The organism is Nocardiopsis sp. TSRI0078 (genome assembly GCF_001905145.1).
In the GTDB taxonomy this organism is placed as follows: Bacteria; Actinomycetota; Actinomycetes; order Streptosporangiales; family Streptosporangiaceae; genus Nocardiopsis.
In genome coordinates this window covers 200,712-219,742 of record NZ_LWLB01000001.1, presented here as the reverse complement: position 1 = coordinate 219,742, position 19,031 = coordinate 200,712, and the positions used below count along the sequence as shown (strand labels likewise).

At 70.4% G+C, this 19,031-nt stretch carries 20 protein-coding genes; 15 read left to right on the top strand and 5 right to left on the bottom strand.

The features are described from left to right. Positions 1-381: 381 nt before the first annotated feature. The gene (locus A6A08_RS01020; RefSeq protein ID WP_143181626.1) at positions 382-720 is read left to right on the top strand and encodes a hypothetical protein; all 339 of its coding nucleotides are present in this window, start codon (positions 382-384) and stop codon (positions 718-720) included. An 84-nt stretch (positions 721-804) separates the two neighbouring features. Here the strand turns inward: A6A08_RS01020 and A6A08_RS26850 are convergent, their stop codons facing one another. The 3 genes from A6A08_RS26850 to A6A08_RS01010 all read right to left on the bottom strand — a co-directional run bounded on the left by A6A08_RS26850 (position 805) and on the right by A6A08_RS01010 (position 2,290). Further along, a complete protein-coding gene (locus tag A6A08_RS26850) occupies positions 805-1,074 on the bottom strand; it encodes a hypothetical protein (protein ID WP_338013108.1) in 270 nt (89 codons plus the stop codon). A gap of 207 nt (positions 1,075-1,281) precedes the next feature. Continuing rightward, complete coding sequence (locus tag A6A08_RS01015) at positions 1,282-1,467, bottom strand: DUF397 domain-containing protein (RefSeq protein ID WP_073700589.1); 186 nt, start codon at positions 1,465-1,467, stop codon at positions 1,282-1,284. Then, positions 1,454-2,290 carry a helix-turn-helix transcriptional regulator gene (locus tag A6A08_RS01010; RefSeq protein WP_073700588.1) on the bottom strand — a complete coding sequence of 279 codons (837 nt, stop codon included), beginning with the start codon at positions 2,288-2,290 and terminating at the stop codon, positions 1,454-1,456. The genes A6A08_RS01015 and A6A08_RS01010 overlap by 14 nt, the downstream gene beginning before the upstream one ends. 205 nt (positions 2,291-2,495) lie before the next feature. Here A6A08_RS01010 and A6A08_RS01005 point away from each other — a divergent pair, with 205 nt between their 5' ends. Beyond that, complete coding sequence (locus A6A08_RS01005) at positions 2,496-2,984, top strand: ATP-binding protein (RefSeq protein WP_073700587.1); 489 nt, start codon at positions 2,496-2,498, stop codon at positions 2,982-2,984. Between the two features lie 523 nt (positions 2,985-3,507). Here A6A08_RS01005 and A6A08_RS01000 read toward each other — a convergent pair. Beyond that, positions 3,508-4,392 carry an immunity 49 family protein gene (locus A6A08_RS01000; protein ID WP_073700586.1) on the bottom strand — a complete coding sequence of 295 codons (885 nt, stop codon included), beginning with the start codon at positions 4,390-4,392 and terminating at the stop codon, positions 3,508-3,510. Beyond that, positions 4,389-4,928 carry a DUF6507 family protein gene (locus A6A08_RS29195; protein WP_338013107.1) on the bottom strand — a complete coding sequence of 180 codons (540 nt, stop codon included), beginning with the start codon at positions 4,926-4,928 and terminating at the stop codon, positions 4,389-4,391. The genes A6A08_RS01000 and A6A08_RS29195 overlap by 4 nt, the downstream gene beginning before the upstream one ends. Positions 4,929-5,239: 311 nt before the next feature. Between A6A08_RS29195 and A6A08_RS00990 the strand changes: the two genes are divergently transcribed. From A6A08_RS00990 to nuoK, 13 genes are all read left to right on the top strand, one after another. After that, on the top strand, positions 5,240-5,950 hold the full coding sequence (locus A6A08_RS00990; RefSeq protein ID WP_073700585.1) for a demethylmenaquinone methyltransferase: 711 nt from the start codon (positions 5,240-5,242) through the stop codon (positions 5,948-5,950). A gap of 433 nt (positions 5,951-6,383) precedes the next feature. Then, entirely contained in the window at positions 6,384-7,688 is a 1,305-nt protein-coding gene (locus A6A08_RS00985; RefSeq protein ID WP_073700584.1) for a geranylgeranyl reductase family protein, read from the top strand. A gap of 317 nt (positions 7,689-8,005) precedes the next feature. Next, the gene (locus A6A08_RS00980; RefSeq protein ID WP_073701035.1) at positions 8,006-8,365 is read left to right on the top strand and encodes an NADH-quinone oxidoreductase subunit A; all 360 of its coding nucleotides are present in this window, start codon (positions 8,006-8,008) and stop codon (positions 8,363-8,365) included. A gap of 244 nt (positions 8,366-8,609) precedes the next feature. After that, a complete protein-coding gene (locus A6A08_RS00975) occupies positions 8,610-9,155 on the top strand; it encodes an NADH-quinone oxidoreductase subunit B family protein (RefSeq protein WP_073700583.1) in 546 nt (181 codons plus the stop codon). Position 9,156: 1 nt separating this feature from the next. Next, entirely contained in the window at positions 9,157-9,897 is a 741-nt protein-coding gene (locus A6A08_RS00970) for an NADH-quinone oxidoreductase subunit C (protein ID WP_073700582.1), read from the top strand. Between the two features lie 49 nt (positions 9,898-9,946). Beyond that, on the top strand, positions 9,947-11,242 hold the full coding sequence (locus A6A08_RS00965; RefSeq protein ID WP_073700581.1) for an NADH-quinone oxidoreductase subunit D: 1,296 nt from the start codon (positions 9,947-9,949) through the stop codon (positions 11,240-11,242). Next, a complete protein-coding gene (gene nuoE / locus A6A08_RS00960) occupies positions 11,239-11,991 on the top strand; it encodes an NADH-quinone oxidoreductase subunit NuoE (RefSeq protein WP_073700580.1) in 753 nt (250 codons plus the stop codon). The genes A6A08_RS00965 and nuoE overlap by 4 nt, the downstream gene beginning before the upstream one ends. Beyond that, positions 11,988-13,307, top strand: a complete 1,320-nt coding sequence (gene nuoF / locus A6A08_RS00955) for an NADH-quinone oxidoreductase subunit NuoF (protein ID WP_073700579.1) — start codon at positions 11,988-11,990, stop codon at positions 13,305-13,307. Before nuoE ends, nuoF begins: the two co-directional genes overlap by 4 nt. Beyond that, a complete protein-coding gene (locus tag A6A08_RS00950; protein ID WP_073700578.1) occupies positions 13,304-15,766 on the top strand; it encodes an NADH-quinone oxidoreductase subunit G in 2,463 nt (820 codons plus the stop codon). The genes nuoF and A6A08_RS00950 overlap by 4 nt, the downstream gene beginning before the upstream one ends. Further along, a complete protein-coding gene (gene nuoH, locus A6A08_RS00945; protein WP_073700577.1) occupies positions 15,763-17,136 on the top strand; it encodes an NADH-quinone oxidoreductase subunit NuoH in 1,374 nt (457 codons plus the stop codon). Before A6A08_RS00950 ends, nuoH begins: the two co-directional genes overlap by 4 nt. Next, positions 17,129-17,686, top strand: coding sequence for an NADH-quinone oxidoreductase subunit NuoI (gene nuoI / locus A6A08_RS00940; RefSeq protein ID WP_073700576.1), 558 nt, complete (start codon positions 17,129-17,131; stop codon positions 17,684-17,686). The genes nuoH and nuoI overlap by 8 nt, the downstream gene beginning before the upstream one ends. Next, positions 17,683-18,738: an NADH-quinone oxidoreductase subunit J gene (locus A6A08_RS00935; RefSeq protein WP_073700575.1), complete on the top strand. Its 1,056-nt coding sequence runs from the start codon at positions 17,683-17,685 to the stop codon at positions 18,736-18,738. Before nuoI ends, A6A08_RS00935 begins: the two co-directional genes overlap by 4 nt. Then, on the top strand, positions 18,726-19,025 hold the full coding sequence (gene nuoK / locus A6A08_RS00930) for an NADH-quinone oxidoreductase subunit NuoK (protein ID WP_073700574.1): 300 nt from the start codon (positions 18,726-18,728) through the stop codon (positions 19,023-19,025). Before A6A08_RS00935 ends, nuoK begins: the two co-directional genes overlap by 13 nt. Positions 19,026-19,031 lie beyond the last annotated feature (6 nt).

The window sequence follows — 19,031 nt, the reverse complement described above, 5'->3', positions numbered from 1 at the left end:
CCTCGGCTCGGACTACCTGCCCAAGCACATCCTCCAGCACTCCTGGTACGGCGAGTCCCCGCTTAGTACGCTGACCGCATACGCTCCCAGTGTGATACGGGAGGCCACGACCTCGGTGATCTTGTGTTTATGGCGGGGTTGGGCGCCCAACCCCGCCATAAACACAAGATCACCGCAGGCCAGGCCCCTTGCCTCGCACCAGCAGCGTTTCCGGCCCATCCAAGGCCAGCACCTGCTGGCGGACGCACCAAGCACGAGATCACCGTGCATGTGGCGGGGCGAACCGCATGGGAGGACCGATTGGGCCAGGGTGTTCCGAGGGGGCCTCTCCGTACGCCGGCGGATTCCCCGTACTGCAAGGTCTTCGTCGCCGGGGTGGGTGTGCGCTCCGCCCGGGGCCTGCTGCCCCTGGAACCGGGTGTCTCCTTCCAGGAGGACGAGGCGGACGTCCGTGGCATCGACGTCGAAGTGCGCCGGAACCCGGACTCCTCAGGGGAGGGAACCTTCGACGAGGACTTCCTGTTCTGGCCGGTGCTCATCGAGATCGAGGCGGAGGACGACTCGTTCCTGCCCGGGATGATCGTCCTGGTGACCGACCTGCTCCATTCCCTCTGGCGTGCGGGGGCGCCCGCCGTCGCGGCATGTGACTTCGAGGACCGCCTTCCCTGGAGCGGGGGGATCAGGTGCGGCTCCTCGGATGTGGGGCGTGGTCCCCGATGACCCGATGAGAGGCCCGGGGCGGACGCGGGTGTCCCCGCCAGCCGGAGCCGGTCAGGCCCGCGCCCAGGGTGGCCGGGCCGGGCCTCAGGCACCGACAGAGTGCGGAGCACCTGGCGGTCGGACCGGCCGGACCAGGGCGACGGACTCGGGCGGGACGGTCTCGCCGGGCGGCGCGAGGCGGGGAGCCCGCTCCCGGGGCGCGGGAACCGGAACGGGTGCGGGCACGTAGGGGCGGACCCGGGTGGAGCGGCGACGGCGTCCGGCGACGGGGGAGCGGCGCCCGCGCGGGGAGGCGAGGAGGGTCCTCAGCGGCCCGAGGGCGCGGCTGAGAAGGTCAGCGCTAAACTGGCGCATGCTGGCAATCCTTCTTGTCAAAGGGTGGTTGTTGCTGGCCACGACCCCGGGCGGTTCCTTCCGTCGCGGGGTCTTTGCTTGAGCTGTGTTTTCGAAACAGAGAGTAAGGGATGGAGGAGGCGGGGTGAAACTGTACTGGGAAGTAATGTGGGACGTGGCGCGAAAACGGCCGCCCGGAATGCCGGGCGGCCGTTGTTTCGTCCCGGTTCAGGGGGTGGGGAGATTGACGCAGTGCAGGAACGAGGTCCAGGCTCCCGGCGTGTAGTCGATGTGTCCGAGTCCGCGGTTCTGCGTGTCGCGCACCAGGACCGCCTCCCCTTCTGCCACCTCCACACAGCTGCCCGATCCGCCGCTGTAGCTGCTCTTGTGCCAGTGGGGCTCACGCTTCGTCATCGAGTTCTTCCTTGACCTTCCTGATCAGTTCCCGACTCGCACGGGGCGACATCGCCTCCGACTGGAGAACGCCGAAGAGAGTCGCGCAGTGTTGCACCCGCATCATGTCATCCATGAGCTGCTCACCCTCCATGTGTTCTGCGGAGGCAACCGTGGGTTTGTCAGGGAATGTGTAGAGTCGAAACGGGCCCGATCCCCCGGGATGGCACTCGGTGTCCGACGGAATCACCTGGAAACGGATCATCCCTTTGTCGATCAACGCGAGAACCCGGCCGATCTGTTCACGAAGAACCGGTTTTCCGCCCTGTACGGTGCGTCGGAGTACCGACTCCTCCACCACGACCGACACCAGCGGTGGGTTCGCCCCCTTCAGGACCTCCTGGCGCCCCATCCGCAGGGAGGCCATCTGGCCGAGCTCCTTCGCGGAGAACCAGGGAACGGTGTCGGCGAGAAGGCCCCTGGTGTACGCCTCGCACTGCACCAGGCCGGGGAAGATCACCGGCTGGTACTCGCGGAGTTCGACCGCCTCGCGCTCCAGCTGACCGACCTCGGTGTACCAGGGCGGTAGTGCGTCGGGCGCGTTCGCGGTGTTCCACGCCTGCTTTATCGCACCGGACGCGCCGAACAGCTCGTCCAGTTCCGCGGCCCGGTCGGAAGGCAGCCCGCGGGTCCCGCGCTCCCACGCCGACACGGTCGACTGCACCACCCGCAAAGCCTGCGCCACCTGGCCCTGCGTCATCCCGGCCTTCCTGCGGCAGGTACTGACCTTCTTTCCCAGACGTCTCCACCTGGGGTTGGCACTGCGACTCAATACGACCCCCATTTCCGGGTTATCGCCACCATCACCAATGCAAGACCAGGGCACGACTCGATAGTGCGTGGAACGACGAAGTGTGACCCTTTGGTGATATCCCTGGCGCGCCCGAACTGCCGCTGTCCAAGGTGGTGTACGGGCCACCGGGGGCGTGGCCACGGGGGAATGAATTCGGGGTGGGTCAGTGATTCACATAAATCTAAACAAAAGCCACATGGCCGACATAGTCGAGTCTCTGCCCCAGCGGGTCACCGATTCCGAGGTACGGGCGCCGATCACGCTGGGCCGGGCACCATCGCAGCACCCCAACCACGCGATGAGGGTGCCGGGGCGGCCGGAGCAGGCCCGCACGCTGCGCGCCCACCTGACCGCCGTGGTGCCGCACTCCGTCGCGGACACGGCCCTGACCCTGGCCAGCGAGCTGTTCAACAACGCCGTCACACACACGCGCAGCGGGGACGAGGGCGGTGAGGTCGTCGTCGCCGTGAACCGGCTGCGCGGCCGGATCCAGGTCAAGGTCGTGGACCAGGGGCCGCGCGACCGGAGCGGTTCCTCGCCGCACCTGCGTCCGCTCGACCCGGGGCGGGAGGGCGGGCTGGGGCTGCGCCTGGTGGACGCCGAGGCCAGTCGGTGGGGCACCTTCCACGACGGGGACCGTACGACGGTGTGGTTCGAGCTGGATCTGCCGCGCGCACAGGCGTGAGGGTCGTGGCGGCGGGTTGGGACCGCCCCCGCGCTCTGGGCCCGTACGAGGCCGCGCGCGGGCGCGATCAGTGAGTACAACGCCCCTTCCCGCTTCGGAGACGGAAGTAGAAGGCCGCGGGGAACAGCGCGGAGACGGCGATCGCCACGATCCACCACTGCCCCACCGTCAGGTGGCCTGCGTCCATTCCCGGTGTCCCGCCTTTTTCTCGTTCTTCTCGGCCTTCTCGGGTGATCGTGGTGAGGCCTGTGAGGGGAAGGACCGCTCCACCGCCCGGCCGGGCCCAGGCGGCCCTTCCCGGCGAACACGTGAGGGCTGAGCACCGCGGTTCCGCCTTCGTGGTCGTCCTGGCGTCCGTGCGTGAGGTGGGCAGCGGGGGCCGTCAGAAGGGCCGCCCTCCTACACGCGGCCCGGCCACGCGCGTGCGGGCCACGGATCCGTGTTCGGCCCGAGAAGGCGACGGCAGCGGTCGGTGGAGCCTCGACCGCTGCCGTACGACAGAGCTGGGAAGGCTCCGTGTGCCTCAGACGGGGAACTCGCCGTACCAGGACCTCTGCACGAGGTGCTTGGGCAGGTACTCCGACTCCACGTCCAGGGAGAAGCCCGGGGTGCGCTCGGCCTTGTCGTGGGCCAGGCAGGCGAGGGCGAGCAGAGCCGGCGGAACGATTCCGCTCACCCTGTTCTCGTCCTCCTGGCTGGTGTGGTAGCGCCTGTGGCTCTCCAGGGCGTGGACGAGGGCCTCGTTGAACTTGGCCGAGTCCCCCAACAGGAGCTGGCGGAAGACCTCCATCTTCGGGAAGACCAGCAGGTCCAGGGCCTCTCCACCGAAGGCGTCCCCGCGGGGATCGGACAGTTCCATGGCCCGGCGCAGTTCGGAGGCCAGGTCGTCGGTGCCGTTGACGAAGGCCTGGAGGGCGGCGACCCAGTGGTAGACGTAGCCGTTGTACTCCACCTTCGCGCCCCGGGCCGCCTCGCGCAGGCGCTCCACCGGGACCCGGCACAGCGCCTCGGCGCGCGCGTTGTCCCGGCACACCACCGCCAGGTGGAACGCCCTCTCCCAGGTGGAGGGGTCGGCGCAGTAGAGCATGCCGGGGGCGGTGAGCCCGCGGACCTCGTGGTCGATCATGTACTCGACCCGGGAGCCCCTCTCGGCCTCGGAGACGGCGAAGACCGCGCCATGCACCTGCATGGCGATCGCCCACGACTCCCACGTCTTTACCGTCGCGGCCTCGGGGTCCAGCAGGAGTATCGTCTCCGCGAGGTTGTAGACGGGGAAGAGATCCAGGTCGATGTTGGAGCAGTCCCGTTCGAGCCTTCGGATCAGCTTCGCGCGACGCGTGGTCTGGTACGCGATGAAATCCTGGTCCACTCCGTGGTCGATCTCATGCCGGGACACGTGGGTGGTCATGAAGCCTTCTCCGACAGGTCGAAAACGCGGTGGTCGTAGCCGTTGGCGGTGGATTCACCGGTCCCTTGCCTGTCGCCCTTGACATCCTCTCCCGCCTGAAGGCGGGAGGATCCAGCTAACGGAACCTGTCCGCCGCTGGTGGGTAGGAGTCGCTCCTGAGCGTGGTCCACTTGCCCCTGATCTCCCGGACCGCGTCGGCGAAGTCCTCCAACGCGGTCCTGCACGGGCACGTTGGGACCGTACGCCGGAGGTTCGGGTCCGGGGACCACGCCCGCGTCCTCCCGGGCCTCGGCGGCCATGTCCAGGTTGCCGTTGACGTACTGCGTGGTCGCCTCGCTGGCCCCGCTGACGGCGCTCACGGTCAGCGAGGCCATGTCGCCCATGAGGTCGAAGTCGTGCCGGGCCAACTCGCCCAGGGCGATGCTGACGGGGGCGCCGTCGCCGGGGTCGCGGCGCTGCGCGATCTGGATGTGCCCGTCCAGCCTGCCCAGGGACGCGTGCAGGGTGGCCAGGCCGTCCCGGAGCCTGGTGCGCATCCGCCGGGAGGCGTGAGCGAGCTTGGGTGCACGCCGCGGGGAGGCTCCTCCGCCGCGGCCGCCTCCTCCTCGCTGAGGACGGCCTGCTCGTCGCTCGGCTCCACCACGTCGAACTTCATGTACCCCCTCAGCCGGAACCGCGCTTCTTGAACATGGGACGTCCGATTCCCCGTCCCGGTTCGGGAACCGTCCCGCCGATCCACCATCTCGGCGTGCCCGGCCGCCTTTGCCCAGAGGGATGTCCGGGAGGCGGTCGGCGCGCACGGGCACACCGGGTACGGGGGAGCGGGGCGCACCCTTAGTCTTGTGCCATGACCCGCGCCAAGCTCGACAAGAAGCCCCAGGACGTCGCGGCGATGTTCGACGGCATCGCAGAGAACTACGACCTCGTCAACGACGTCATCTCCCTGGGCCAGGACCGCCTGTGGCGGAAGGCCGCGGTCAACGCGGTCGACGCCTACAGCGGCGAACTCGTCCTGGACCTGGCGGCGGGAACCGGAACCTCCTCGGAGTCCTTCGTGAAGAAGGGCGCCCGCGTGGTGGCCTGCGACTTCTCCCTCGGCATGCTGCGCACCGGCGTGCGGCGGCGCGGCGGCGCCTCCCGGGGCGGCGTGACCTTCGTGGCGGGCGACGCCCTGCACCTGCCCTTCGCCGACGAGACCTTCGACGCGGTCACGATCTCCTTCGGCCTGCGCAACGTCAGCGACGTCGACCAGGCGCTGCGCGAGCTGCGGCGGGTCACCAAGGTCGGCGGCCGGCTGGTCATCTGCGAGTTCAGCCACATCCCGGTCGAGTTCGTGGACAGGCTCTACGCCACGTACCTCATGGGCGCCCTGCCCAGGATCGCGGGCGCCGTCTCCGGCCGGGCCGAGTCCTACGACTACCTGTCGGAGTCGATCATGGCCTGGCCCACGCAGCCCGAGCTGGCGCGGCACCTGCAGGACGCGGGCTGGTCGCGGGTGGCCTGGCGCAACCTGTCGGCGGGGATCGTCGCGCTGCACCGCGGCTTCCGGGAGAAGTAGGAGCCGGCACCGCCCACACCGTACGCGCCTACCACACGTCCCATAAGAAACCTGTCACCCGGGGAGCGATCCGCCTCCCCGGGTTCTTTTGTGTTGCCTGTGGGGAGCCTGAGGCACCGAAAACGGAGCTGAGCTGTGCGTTTGGCCGGAAGTAGCGGTTTTCAGGGGTTTGTAGAGCTGTCTGTGGAGCTATGTCCCGTTTGGAGGGAGGCCGTCTGTATACCCCCCTGGGACTCGCCTCGGGGTCCGCGAGGGTCTAGACTTCGGAAAAGAGGCTTGTGAAGTGCTTCACAAGTCCACGAGGTTTTGGACACATCACTCTATGTCGGACATAACGGGCGCCCCCGGGCGCCCATAACTCCCCCCGTGCGCGGGCCCGACCCGCAAGCAGGCCCGCCACGGTGCACCCGCGCGAGCAGTCGAGGACCCATCCGTGAGCGAGACAGCCACCTCCTCTCCCAGAGACCGGAAACGGATCGAGTACGGCGCCGACGTCATCGTCGTCGGCGCCGGTCCGTCCGGCTCCACCACCGCCTACTACCTCGCCCAGGCCGGACTGGACGTCCTGCTCCTGGAGAAGACCTCCTTCCCCCGGGAGAAGGTCTGCGGGGACGGACTGACGCCTCGGGCGGTGAAACAGCTCACAGCCATGGGGATCACCTTCGAGGACGAGGGGTGGATCAGGAACCACGGTCTGCGCATCGTCGGCGCCGGCGCCCGCCTCGAACTCCCCTGGCCCGACCTGGCCGCCTACCCGGGGTTCGGCCTCGTGCGCACCCGCTACGACTTCGACCAGATCCTGGTCGACCGGGCGGTCTCCGCCGGGGCCAAGCTCCTGGAGCGCACCACCGTGACCGGCCCCCTCATGGACGAGCGCAGCAACCGCATCGCCGGGGTCCACGCGAAGAACGCCGACCGCGAGCCCGTCGCCTTCCGGGCGCCGCTGGTCGTGGCCGCCGACGGCAACTCCTCCCGGCTGTCCGTGGCCATGGGCGTCCGCAAGCGCGACGACCGCCCCATGGGCGTGGCCGTGCGCACCTACTTCGAGAGCCCCCGCCACGAGGACGACTACCTGGAGTCCTGGCTGGAGCTGTGGGACCGCAGCGGTGACAAGGACGTCCTCCTGCCCGGCTACGGCTGGGTCTTCGGCGTCGGCGACGGCACCAGCAACGTCGGGCTCGGCATCCTCAACTCCACCGCCTCCTTCCAGGACGTGGACTACCGCAAGCTCCTGCGCCGCTGGACGGAGTCCATGCCGAAGGAGTGGGGCTTCACCGAGGAGAACCAGCGGGGCGCCATCCGCGGCGCCGCCCTGCCCATGGGCTTCAACCGGGTGCCGCACTACTCCCGCGGCCTCATGCTCGTCGGCGACGCGGGCGGCATGGTCAACCCCTTCAACGGCGAGGGCATCGCCTACGCCATGGAGGCCGGCGGCATCGCCGCCGACGTGATCGTGCAGGCGCACGGCAGGCCCACCCAGCAGACCCGCGAGCGGGCCCTGCTGCGCTACCCCGACGTGCTCGCCGACGCCTACGGCGGCTACTACACGCTCGGCCGCTACTTCGTGAAGGTCATCGGCCAGCCCGAGTTCATGAAGTACGCGACCAGGTACGGCCTGCGCCAGCGCACCCTCATGAAGTTCGCGCTGAAGATGCTGGCCAACCTCACCGAGCCCACGCAGGGAGACGCCATGGACCGGGTCATCAACGGCCTGTCCCGCATCGCCCCCGCGGCCTAGGCACACGGGGCGGGGCGGCCCCGCGAGGGGCGGTGAGGCTCCGGCAGGGGCAGCGGCGGGGCCCCGGGAGAAGACAGGGTCTCAAAGCGCGCCCACGGGACCGCCGAAGGCGCCGGGAGGCCGCGAGGGCCCTCCCGCTCTCCGGCCCGCCGGACACGGGCGGGCCGGGGCCCGAGAGTACACAGCCGGGCGGCCGCGCCCGGAGCAACAACAGGACACACGGGACGAGCCAGAGATGAGCCCGCACAAGTGAAAGCAATCACAAGCGCTCCGGGCACGCCGCGCGGGCGTGCCGACCAGCCAGGAGGAGGGTGACCGTGGAGCTGTACGCACCGATACTCGTGCTCGGCGGGATCGGCGCCGCGTTCGTCGTGGTGTCGATGGTCGCCGGGGCGCTCCTGGGACCCAAGCGCTACAACCGCGCCAAGATGCAGGCCTACGAGTGCGGCATCGAGCCCACGCCCCAGCCCGCGGGCGGCGGGCGCTTCACCGTCAAGTACTACATGACGGCCATGATGTTCATCGTCTTCGACATCGAGATCATCTTCCTCATCCCCTGGGCCGTGCACTTCGACGCCCTGGGCTGGTTCGGTCTGGTCGCGATCGTCCTCTTCCTGGTGAACGTCTCCATCGCCTACGCCTACGAGTGGCGCCGCGGAGGCCTCGAATGGGACTAGGCAGCGCCTTTCCGGGGCTCCGCTCCGCTTCACCCCGTGTTCGGGCGCCCGGCAGGCGGGAGCCCCCGGCGCCTCCCGTGCCCGGCCCGTTCCCCGCCGGCGGCACGTCCGACCGCCGCCGGAACCCCGCCGGCTCCCGAACGGCGACCCCCCGCGGCGGGGCCGCAGCCAGGGAACGGAGCCCGGGACCCGCGCCGACGTCCGCCCCGACCCCGCAGCCCAGCCCGGAGGAGGTCCGCAGCTGATGGGACTCGAAGAGAAACTGCCCAACGGCATCCTGCTCACGACCGTCGAGCAGGTCGTGGGCCTGGCCCGCAAGAGCTCCATGTGGCCCGCCACGTTCGGTCTGGCCTGCTGCGCCATCGAGATGATGTCCGTCGGCGGCCCGCACTACGACCTGGCCCGCTTCGGCATGGAGAAGTTCGGCGCCACCCCGCGCCAGGCCGACCTGATGATCGTCGCCGGACGCGTCAGCCAGAAGATGGCCCCCGTCCTGCGCCAGATCTACGACCAGATGCCCGAGCCCAAGTGGGTCATCGCCATGGGCGTGTGCGCCTCCAGCGGCGGCATGTTCAACAACTACGCGATCGTCCAGGGCGTGGACCACATCGTTCCGGTCGACATGTACCTGCCCGGCTGCCCGCCGCGGCCGGAGATGCTCCTGGACGCCGTGCTCAAGCTGCACGACAAGGTGCAGAACACCAAGCTCGGCGTCCACCGGGAGCAGGAGATCACCGAGAACGAGGAGCGCATGCTCCGCCGTTCGCTGCCGCTGGTGAGCAAGGACTGACATGAGCACCGACAACGAACGCGAACGCGACGAGGAAGCCGCCAACCTCCCCGAGAAGCAGGGACGCGAGCGGCTGGCCGCTCCGGTCCGGCGCACCGGGATGTTCGGCGCCACCACGACCGGGGACACCTCCGGATTCGGCGGTCTGCAGGTCAGGGGGAGCGCTCCCGTGGCCGACCAGCGCCCCTTCACCGACCCCGACGATCCGCGCACCGCGGACTTCGACCGGGTGGCCGACGACCTGGAGGCCGCCCTGGGCGAGAGCGCCGGAGCGGTCGAGCGGGTCGAGGTCGCCTATGGCGAGCTCACCTTCCACGTGCGCCGCGAGGCGCTCCCGGAGGTGGCGCGCGTACTGCGCGACGACCCGTCGCTGCGCTACGAGCTGTGCACCGGCGTGGCGGGCGTGCACTTCCCCGACGACGCCGGCCGGGAGCTGCACGCGGTCTACCACTTCCGCTCCCTCACCCACAACAGCGAGATCCGCGTCGCCACCACCTGCCCCGACGCCGACCCGCACGTGCCCTCGATCGTGTCGGTCTACCCGACCAACGACTGGCACGAGCGCGAGGCCTGGGACTTCTTCGGGATCGTCTTCGACGGCCATCCCGCGCTGACCCGGATCCAGATGCCCGACGACTGGCACGGCCACCCCCAGCGCAAGGACTACCCGCTGGGCGGCATCCCGGTCGAGTACCGGGGCGCCACCGTGCCCCCGCCGGACGAGCGGAGGTCCTACAAGTGAGCCACAGGACCCCCGTCCCAACGCACTCCGTCACGAAGGGAGGCCCGGCATGACCGTCACCGAGGACTACATCGACGCCTCCGGCGGGGACTGGGACGACGTCATCGAGAAGGCGCAGGCCACCAGCGCCGAACGTCTCGTCGTCAACATGGGGCCCCAGCACCCGTCCACGCACGGCGTGCTCCGGCTGATCCTCACCCTGGACGGCGAGACCTGCACCGAGGCGCGCGTCGGTATCGGCTACCTGCACACCGGTATCGAGAAGAACCTGGAGTACCGGACCTGGACGCAGGGCACCACGTTCGTCACCCGCATGGACTACCTGACGCCGCTGTTCAACGAGACGGCGTACTGCCTCGCGGTCGAGAAGCTGCTCGGCATCACCGACCGCGTCCCCGAGCGGGCCAACGTCATCCGCGTGATGATGATGGAGCTCAACCGGATGGCCTCGCACTTCGTGGCGATGGCCACCTTCGGCATGGAGCTGGGCGCGACCACGGTCATGACCAACGGCTTCCGTGAGCGCGAGATGATCCTGGACATCTTCGAGCTGGTCACCGGCCTGAGGATGAACCACGCCTACGTCCGCCCCGGCGGCGTGGCCCAGGACCTGCCGCCCGGCGCGGTCGGCAAGGTCCGCGAGCTGCTCAAGGAGATGCCGGGGCGCATCCGCACGATGCGCAAGCTCCTGGACGAGAACCCCGTCTACCTCGCCCGCACCAGGGACGTGGCCCACCTCAACCTGCCCGGCTGCATGGCGCTCGGCGTCACGGGGCCGCTGCTGCGCGCCTCCGGCCTGGCCTGGGACCTGCGCAAGGCCAAGCCCTACTGCGGATACGAGGACTACGAGTTCGACGTCCCCGTCTCCGACGGCGGCGACGTCTACGCCCGCTACCGGGTGCGCATGGCCGAGATGGAGGAGAGCCTCAAGATCATCGAGCAGTGCCTGGACAAGCTCCAGCCCGGCCCGGTGATGATCAAGGACGCCAAGATCGGCTGGCCCGCCAAGCTGGCGCTGGGCCCCGACGGCCTGGGCAACTCGCCCGACCACATCGCGCACATCATGAGCGGTTCCATGGAGGCGCTCATCCACCACTTCAAGCTGGTCACCGAGGGCTTCCGGGTGCCCGCCGGCCAGGCCTACGCGGCCGTGGAGAGCGCCAAGGGCGAGCTCGGCTGCTACGCGGTCAGCGACGGGGGAACCCGTCCGCACCGCGTGCACTTCCGCGACCCCTCGTTCACCCACCTGCAGGCCGTCGCCGCCATGTGCGAGGGCGGCACGGTGGCGGACGTCATCGCGGCCGTGGCCAGTATCGACCCGGTGATGGGAGGCGTGGACCGGTGAGCGAGCACGAGAACACCGAGACCACCGAGGCGGCCGAGCCGCGCGAGGCGTTCCCGGCCGAGGTCACGGCCCGGTTGGAACAGGACGCGAAGGAGATCATCAGCCGCTACCCCCGGCAGCGGTCCGCGCTGCTGCCGCTGCTGCACCTGGTGCAGGCCGAGGAGGGGCACGTCAGCAAGGCCGGCATGCGCTTTTGCGCCGACCAGCTCGACATCACCCTCGCCGAGGTCAACGCGGTCGCCACGTTCTACACCATGTACCGCCGCCGCCCCGGCGGCGACTACCAGGTGGGCGTGTGCACCAACACCCTGTGCGCGGTGATGGGCGGGGACGAGATCTTCCAGACCCTCAAGGACCACCTGGGGGTGGACAACAGCGAGACCACCGGGGACGGCAAGGTCACGCTGGAGCACGTCGAGTGCAACGCGGCCTGCGACTTCGCGCCGGTCGTGATGGTCAACTGGGAGTTCTTCGACAACCAGACCCCCGAGACCGCCAAGAAGCTGGTGGACGACCTGCGCCTGGGCAACGACGTCGCGCCCACGCGCGGTCCCGAGGGCCTGTGCACCTGGAAGCAGGCCTCACGGGTGCTGGCCGGGTTCGACGACGGCCGCGCGGGCGAGGGCGTCCAGGCCGCCGCGCCCTCCCTGGCCGGGCTCAGGCTGGCCCGGGAGCGCGGATGGTCGGCTCCGGACCCGAACGACCTGCCCGCCCGGCCTTCCGACCAGGGTGAGGAGGACGCCAAGTGACCACCCTGACCCCGATCCTCTCGAAGAACTGGGACCGTCCGGACTCCTTCACCCTGGAGGGCTACCAGGCCACCGGCGGCTACGGCGCCCTGCGCACGGCCCTGGGCATGGAGCCCGACGCCATCGTGGACCTGGTCAAGAAGTCCGGCCTGCGCGGCCGGGGCGGCGCCGGGTTCCCCACGGGGATGAAGTGGGGCTTCCTTCCCGCGGACAACCCCAACCCGCGCTACCTCGTCGTCAACGCCGACGAGTCCGAGCCGGGTACCTGCAAGGACATCCCGCTCATGCTCGCCAACCCGCACGTGCTGGTGGAGGGCGTGGCGATCGCGGCGTACGCGATCAGGTCCAGCCAGGCCTTCATCTACGTGCGCGGCGAGGTCGTCCACGTCATCCGCCGCCTGCGCCGGGCCGTCGCCGAGGCCTACGAGGCCGGACTGCTGGGCAAGGACGTCCTCGGCAGCGGCTTCGACCTCGACGTCGTCGTCCACGCCGGGGCGGGCGCCTACATCTGCGGCGAGGAGACCGCCCTGCTGGACTCCCTGGAGGGCTACCGGGGCCAGCCCCGGCTCAAGCCGCCCTTCCCCGCCGTGGCCGGGCTCTACGCCTCGCCCACCGTGGTGAACAACGTCGAGTCCATCGCCAGCGTGCCGAGCATCGTCGCCAACGGCACCGAGTGGTTCACGTCCATGGGCACCGAGAAGTCCGCCGGGTTCGGCTTCTTCTCCCTGTCTGGACACGTCGCCAACCCGGGGCAGTACGAGGCGCCGCTCGGCATCACCCTGCGCGAACTGCTCGACATGGCGGGCGGGGTCCGCCCCGGGCACCAGCTCAAGTTCTGGACCCCCGGCGGCTCCTCCACGCCGATCTTCACCGACGAGCACCTGGACACCCCGCTCGACTTCGAGTCGGTGGGCGCGGCCGGGTCCATGCTCGGCACGCGCGCCCTCCAGATCTTCGACGAGACCACCTGCGTGGTGCGCGCCGTCGGCCGCTGGATCGCCTTCTACGCCCACGAGTCCTGCGGCAAGTGCACGCCCTGCCGCGAGGGCAACTTCTGGATGGTCCAGGTCCTGGACCGGCTGGAGAGGGGCCAGGGCACCGAGGCCGACCTCGACAAGCTCCTGGACATCTGCGACAACCTGCTCGGCCGCTCCTTCTGCGCCCTCGGCGACGGCGCGACCAGCCCGGTCATGTCCTCGATCAAGTACTTCCGCCAGGAGTACATCGACCACGTCGAGAGGGGCGGATGTCCCTTCGACCACACCAAGGCCACCCTGTGGGGCGACCAGCCGACCTCGACGGGAGGACACCAGTGACAGTCACCTCCAACTCCTCCGGCGGATCGGCGCCGGCGCCGCCGCCGGAGGACCTCGTCACCGTCACCATCGACGGTTTCCGAATCCAGGTGCCCAAGGGGACCCTGCTGATCAGGGCCGCCGAACTCCTCGGCATCCAGATCCCCAGGTTCTGCGACCATCCGCTCCTGGACCCGGTCGGGGCCTGCCGCCAGTGCCTGGTGGAGATCCCCGACATGGGCAACGGGCGCGGCATGCCCAAGCCGCAGGCCTCCTGCACCATCACCGTGATGGAGGGGATGGTGGTCAACACCCACCTGACCTCACCGGTGGCGGAGAAGGCCCAGCGCGGGATCATGGAGTTCCTGCTCATCAACCACCCGCTGGACTGCCCGGTCTGCGACAAGGGCGGCGAGTGCCCCCTGCAGAACCAGGCCATGTCCACCGGGCGGGGCGAGACCCGCTTCGTCGACGTCAAGCGGACCTTCCCCAAGCCGATCGCGCTGTCCTCGCAGGTGCTGCTGGACCGGGAGCGCTGCATCCAGTGCGCCCGCTGCACCCGCTTCGCGGCCCAGATCGCGGGCGACCCGCTCATCGAGCTCATGGAGCGCGGCGCCCAGGAGCAGGTCGGCATCGCCGAGGGCGAGCCCTTCCAGTCCTACTTCTCCGGCAACACCGTGCAGATCTGCCCGGTCGGCGCGCTCACCGGCTCCGCCTACCGGTTCCGGTCGCGCCCCTTCGACCTGGTGTCCACGCCCAGCGTGTGCGAGCACTGCGCCGACGGGTGCGCCCAGCGCACCGACCACCGGCGCGGCAAGGTCATGCGCCGCCTGGCCGGGGACGACCCCCAGGTCAACGAGGAGTGGAACTGCGACAAGGGGCGGTGGGCGTTCAGCTACGCCACCCAGTCCGACCGCCTGTCCCGTCCGCTGGTGCGCGACGAGGAGTCCCGGGCCCTGGAGTTCGCCTCCTGGCCCGAGGCCGTCGGCATGGCCGCCCGGGGCCTGTCCGCCGCGCGCGGCCGGGTCGGCGTCCTGGCCGGCGGGCGGCTGACCTACGAGGACGCCTACGCCTACGCCAAGTTCGCCCGCGTGGCCCTGAACACCAACGACGTGGACGCCCGGGCCCGCGCGCACTCCGAGGAGGAGGCCGCCTTCCTGGCCGCCCACGTCGCCGGGACCCCGGTCGACGTGGACTTCACCGCGCTGGAGAAGGCGCCCTCGGTGCTCCTGGCCGGCTTCGAGCCCGAGGACGAGTCGCCCCTGGTCTTCCTGCGGCTGCGCAAGGGCGTGCGCAAGCGCAGGCTCAAGGTCTACTCGGTCGCCTCGCACGCCAGCCTGGGCCTGACCAAGACCAAGGGCACCCTGGTCAAGGCGGTCCCCGGCGACGAGGGCCGCGTCCTCAACGCCCTGGACACGGACAACCCCGAGGTCGTGTCGGCCCTGAACGAGGAGGGCTCGGTCATCATGGTGGGCGAGCGCCTGGCCGCCGCGCCCGGCGCCCTGACCGCCGCCGCGGCCCTGGCCGCGCGGACCGGCGCCCGCCTGGCGTGGGTGCCGCGCCGCGCCGGCGAGCGCGGGGCCGTCGACGCCGGGGCGCTGCCGGGCCTGCTGCCCGGGGGCCGACCGGTCACCGACCCCTCCGCCCGCGCGGAGGTCGCCCGCGCCTGGAACGTGGGCTCCCTGCCCGAGGCCCCCGGACGCGACACCGCCGCCATCATCGAGGCCGCCGCGTCCGGGCATCTCGACGCCCTGATCGTCGCCGGGGTCGAGTTGGACGACCTGCCCGACCCCGACGCCGCGCGCGAGGCCCTGGCGCGGGTGCCGTTCATCGTCAGCCTCGAACTGCGCGCCAGCGACGTCACCGACCGCGCCGACGTGGTGCTGCCGGTGGCCTCCGTGGCGGAGAAGTCCGGCACCTTCGTCAACTGGGAGGGCCGCCACCGGCCCTTCGGCGACGCGCTCAAGGTGCCCGGCGCCCTGTCCGACCTGCGGGTGCTCTCCGCGATCGCCGACCAGATGGACGTGCACCTGGGCCTGCCGGACGCCGCGTCCGCCTACGGCGAGCTGATGGAGCTGGGCCTGTGGACCGGCCAGCGCGCCGCCGCGCCCCGGGTGCGCCCCGCGGAGGTCGCCGGGCCCGAACCCGGCCAGGCCATCCTCTCCACCTGGCGCCAGCTGCTCGGCACCGGCCGCATGGAGGACGGTGAGCCCTACCTCGCCGGAACCGCCCGCCCGGCCCGCGCCTACCTGTCCAAGGCCACGGCCGAGGAGGTCGGCGTCCCCGACGGCGGCACGCTCCACGTCACCGGCGCACGCGGGTCGGTGTCCGTGCCCGTGGTCGTCACCGACATCGCCGACAGGGTCGTCTGGCTCCCGGCCAACGCCGACGGCTGCGATGTACCCCGCGACCTGGGCGGCGGCGCGGGCCAGACCGTCCTGCTGGCCGCGTCCACCACCACCTCCGGGAGGCAGCAGTGACCCCCGCCGCTCTCGATCCGCGCGTGGCCCACCTGGCCTCCGAGGAGACACTGAGCGCCTTCGGCGGCGACCCCTGGTGGATCACCACCATCAAGGCGCTGGGGATCTTCGTCTTCCTCATGCTCTGCGTGCTGATGATGATCATGGCCGACCGCAAGGTCATGGGCCGCATGCAGCAGCGCCACGGGCCGAACCGGATGGGCCCCTTCGGTCTGCTCCAGTCCCTGTTCGACGGCATCAAGCTCTCCCTCAAGGAGGACCTGATCCCGCGCGGGGTGGACCGGTTCGTCTACATCGCCGCGCCGATGATCGCGGCCGTGCCCGCCTTCATCGCGTTCTCGGTCATCCCGATCGGGCCCGAGGTGAGCATGTTCGGGGTCCTCACCCCGCTCCAGCTCACCGACCTGCCCATCGCGGCCCTGGTGGTCCTGGCCACCGCGGCCCTGGGGGTGTACGGGTTCGTCCTCGGCGGCTGGGCCTCCCAGTCGCCCTACGCCCTGCTCGGCGGCCTGCGCGCCTCCGCGCAGGTGATCAGCTACGAGATCGCGATGGGCCTGTCCTTCGTCGCGGTCTTCATCATGTCGGGCACCCTCACCACGTCGGGGATCGTCGAGTCCCAGCGCGGACTGTGGTTCGCCGTGCTGCTCCTGCCGTCCTTCCTCGTCTACCTGGTGACGATGGTCGGCGAGACCAACCGGCTGCCCTTCGACCTGGCCGAGGGCGAGGGCGAGATCGTCGGCGGCTTCATGACCGAGTACGGGTCCATGAAGTTCACGATGTTCTTCCTCGCCGAGTACGTGAACATGTGCACGGTCGCCGCCGTGTCCGTCACGCTCTTCCTCGGCGGCTGGCTCGCCCCGCCCGGGATCACCGCGTTCCTCCCCGGGGCCAACGAGGGCTGGTGGCCCGCCCTGTGGTGGCTGCTCAAGTTCGTCTGCGTGATGTTCCTGTTCATCTGGGCGCGCGGCAGCCTGCCCCGGGTGCGCTACGACCAGCTGATGAAGCTCGGCTGGAAGGTGCTCATCCCGATCCAGCTGGTGTGGATCACCGCCGTCGCCGTCGTGCGGATGCTCGTCCTGGAGGACGCCCCGCCGGTGGTCGTCGGCCTCGTGGTCGCCGCGTTCACCGCCGCCACGGTGGCCGCCTTCGCCGCCTGGCTGCGCCACGCGCGCCGCGAGCGCGCGGAAGAGGCCCTCCAGCGCGCCGAGAACGCCCGCCGCGCGCACGAGGAGCCCGCCTTCGGCGGGTTCCCGGTGCCACCGCGCACCGCCCCGCACTACGGCAGCAGCGTGCTCGCCGAACCGCCGCGGACGGCCCCGGCCGCCGCTGCCGACCGCAACAAGAAGGGTGAGGAGGTTACCGGTGCTTGAGTGGCTCAACCCCGTCAAGGGTTTCGGTGTCACCTTCCACACGATGTTCACGAAGGTGCCGACCGTCGAGTACCCGGAGGTCAAGCGCCCCACGGCGCCGCGCTTCCACGGACGGCACCAGCTGAACAGGTGGGCCGACGGCCTGGAGAAGTGCATCGGGTGCGAGTTGTGCGCCTGGGCCTGTCCGGCCGACGCCATCTACGTGGAGGCCGGTGACAACACCGACGACGACAGGTACTCGCCCGGCGAGCGCTACGGCCGGGTGTACCAGATCAACTACCTGCGCTGCATCCTGTGCGGGCTGTGCGTGGAGGCCTGCCCCACGCGCGCCCTCACGATGACCAACGAGTACGAGCTGGCCGACGACAGCAGGCAGAGCCTGATCTGGACCAAGGAGCAGCTGCTCGCCCCGCTCAAGGAGGGGATGGAGCCGCCGCCGCACCCGATGCGCCTGGGCGAGACCGAACAGGACTACTACGCCACCGGGCGCGGCCAGCACGGATCGCAGGACGGCCAGCAGGCGCAGGAGACCACGGAGGCGGTCCGTTGAACCCGCTCACCAACGTTTCCGAGGACGCAGCGCTCGACGGGCCCCTGCACCTGGCCGCGCCGATCGGCGGCGGTGAGGCGGCCACGTTCTGGATCCTGGGCTCGGTGGTCCTCCTCGGCGCCCTGGGCGTGGTCTTCTCACGCAAGGCCGTGCACTCGGCCATGTCCATGGCGCTGACCATGGTCGGCCTGGCCATCTTCTACGGCATCAACGCGGCGCCGTTCCTCATGGTCGTGCAGATCGTGGTCTACACCGGCGCCGTCCTCATGCTGTTCCTGTTCGTGCTGATGCTCATCGGCGTCAGCTCGGCCGACTCCCTGGTGGAGACGATCAGCGGACAGCGGATCATGACGGCCGTCGTGGCCCTGTGCTTCGCCGGCGCCCTGGCCACCGGGATCACCCGCATCACCGTGGGCGACCCGGTCGGGCTGACCGAGGGCGCCGCGGCGGCGGGCGGCACCATCCCGTGGATCGCGGGCGAGCTGATCCTGCGCTACGTGGTCGCCTTCGAGGCCACCGGCGCGCTGCTCATCACCGCCGTCCTGGGCGCCATGGTGCTGGCGCACACCGCCCGCACCAAGAAGCGCCGCACGCAGCGGGAGATCGCCGAGGACCGCATCCGCGGCGACCACCCGACCCCGCTGCCCGGACCCGGCACCTACGCCCGGCACAACGCGATCGACATGCCCGCGCTGCTGCCGGACGGCACGGTCGCCCAGCTGTCCCTCAACCCGGTGCTCACCGCGCGCGACCCCGAGTACCAGTCGCGGGTGCCCTCCGACGTGCGGACCGCCCAGGCACCGCTGTTCGGCGGGGCCTCGGACTCCGCCGAGGCCAAGACGGTCGGACCGGTGACGGACGACCGGGCCCGGCCCGCCGCGCAGGACCCCGGGGAGTCCGGGAGCCCGGGCGGTGCCGACGGCACGCCGGGCGCGGACGGCGGTGACACGGGCGGTCCCGGTGACACGGGCGGTCCGGGCGGCACCGACGACACGGACGGCTCCGACAGCAACGGCAACGGGCAGGAGGTGGAGTCCTCGTGGACCCGATGAACTACATCGTCCTCGCGGCGCTGCTGTTCACCATCGGCGCCGTCGGCGTACTCATCCGGCGCAACGCGATCATCGTCTTCATGTGCGTGGAGCTCATGCTCAACGCCTGCAACCTGGCGTTCGTCTCGTTCGCCCGGATGCACGGGGACATCGAGGGACAGGTCATCGCCTTCTTCGTGATGGTCGTCGCCGCCGCCGAGGTGGTCGTGGGCCTCGCGATCATCATGCAGATCTTCCGAACCCGCAGGTCCGCGTCGCTCGATGACGCGAACCTGCTCAAGCACTAGAAGGCG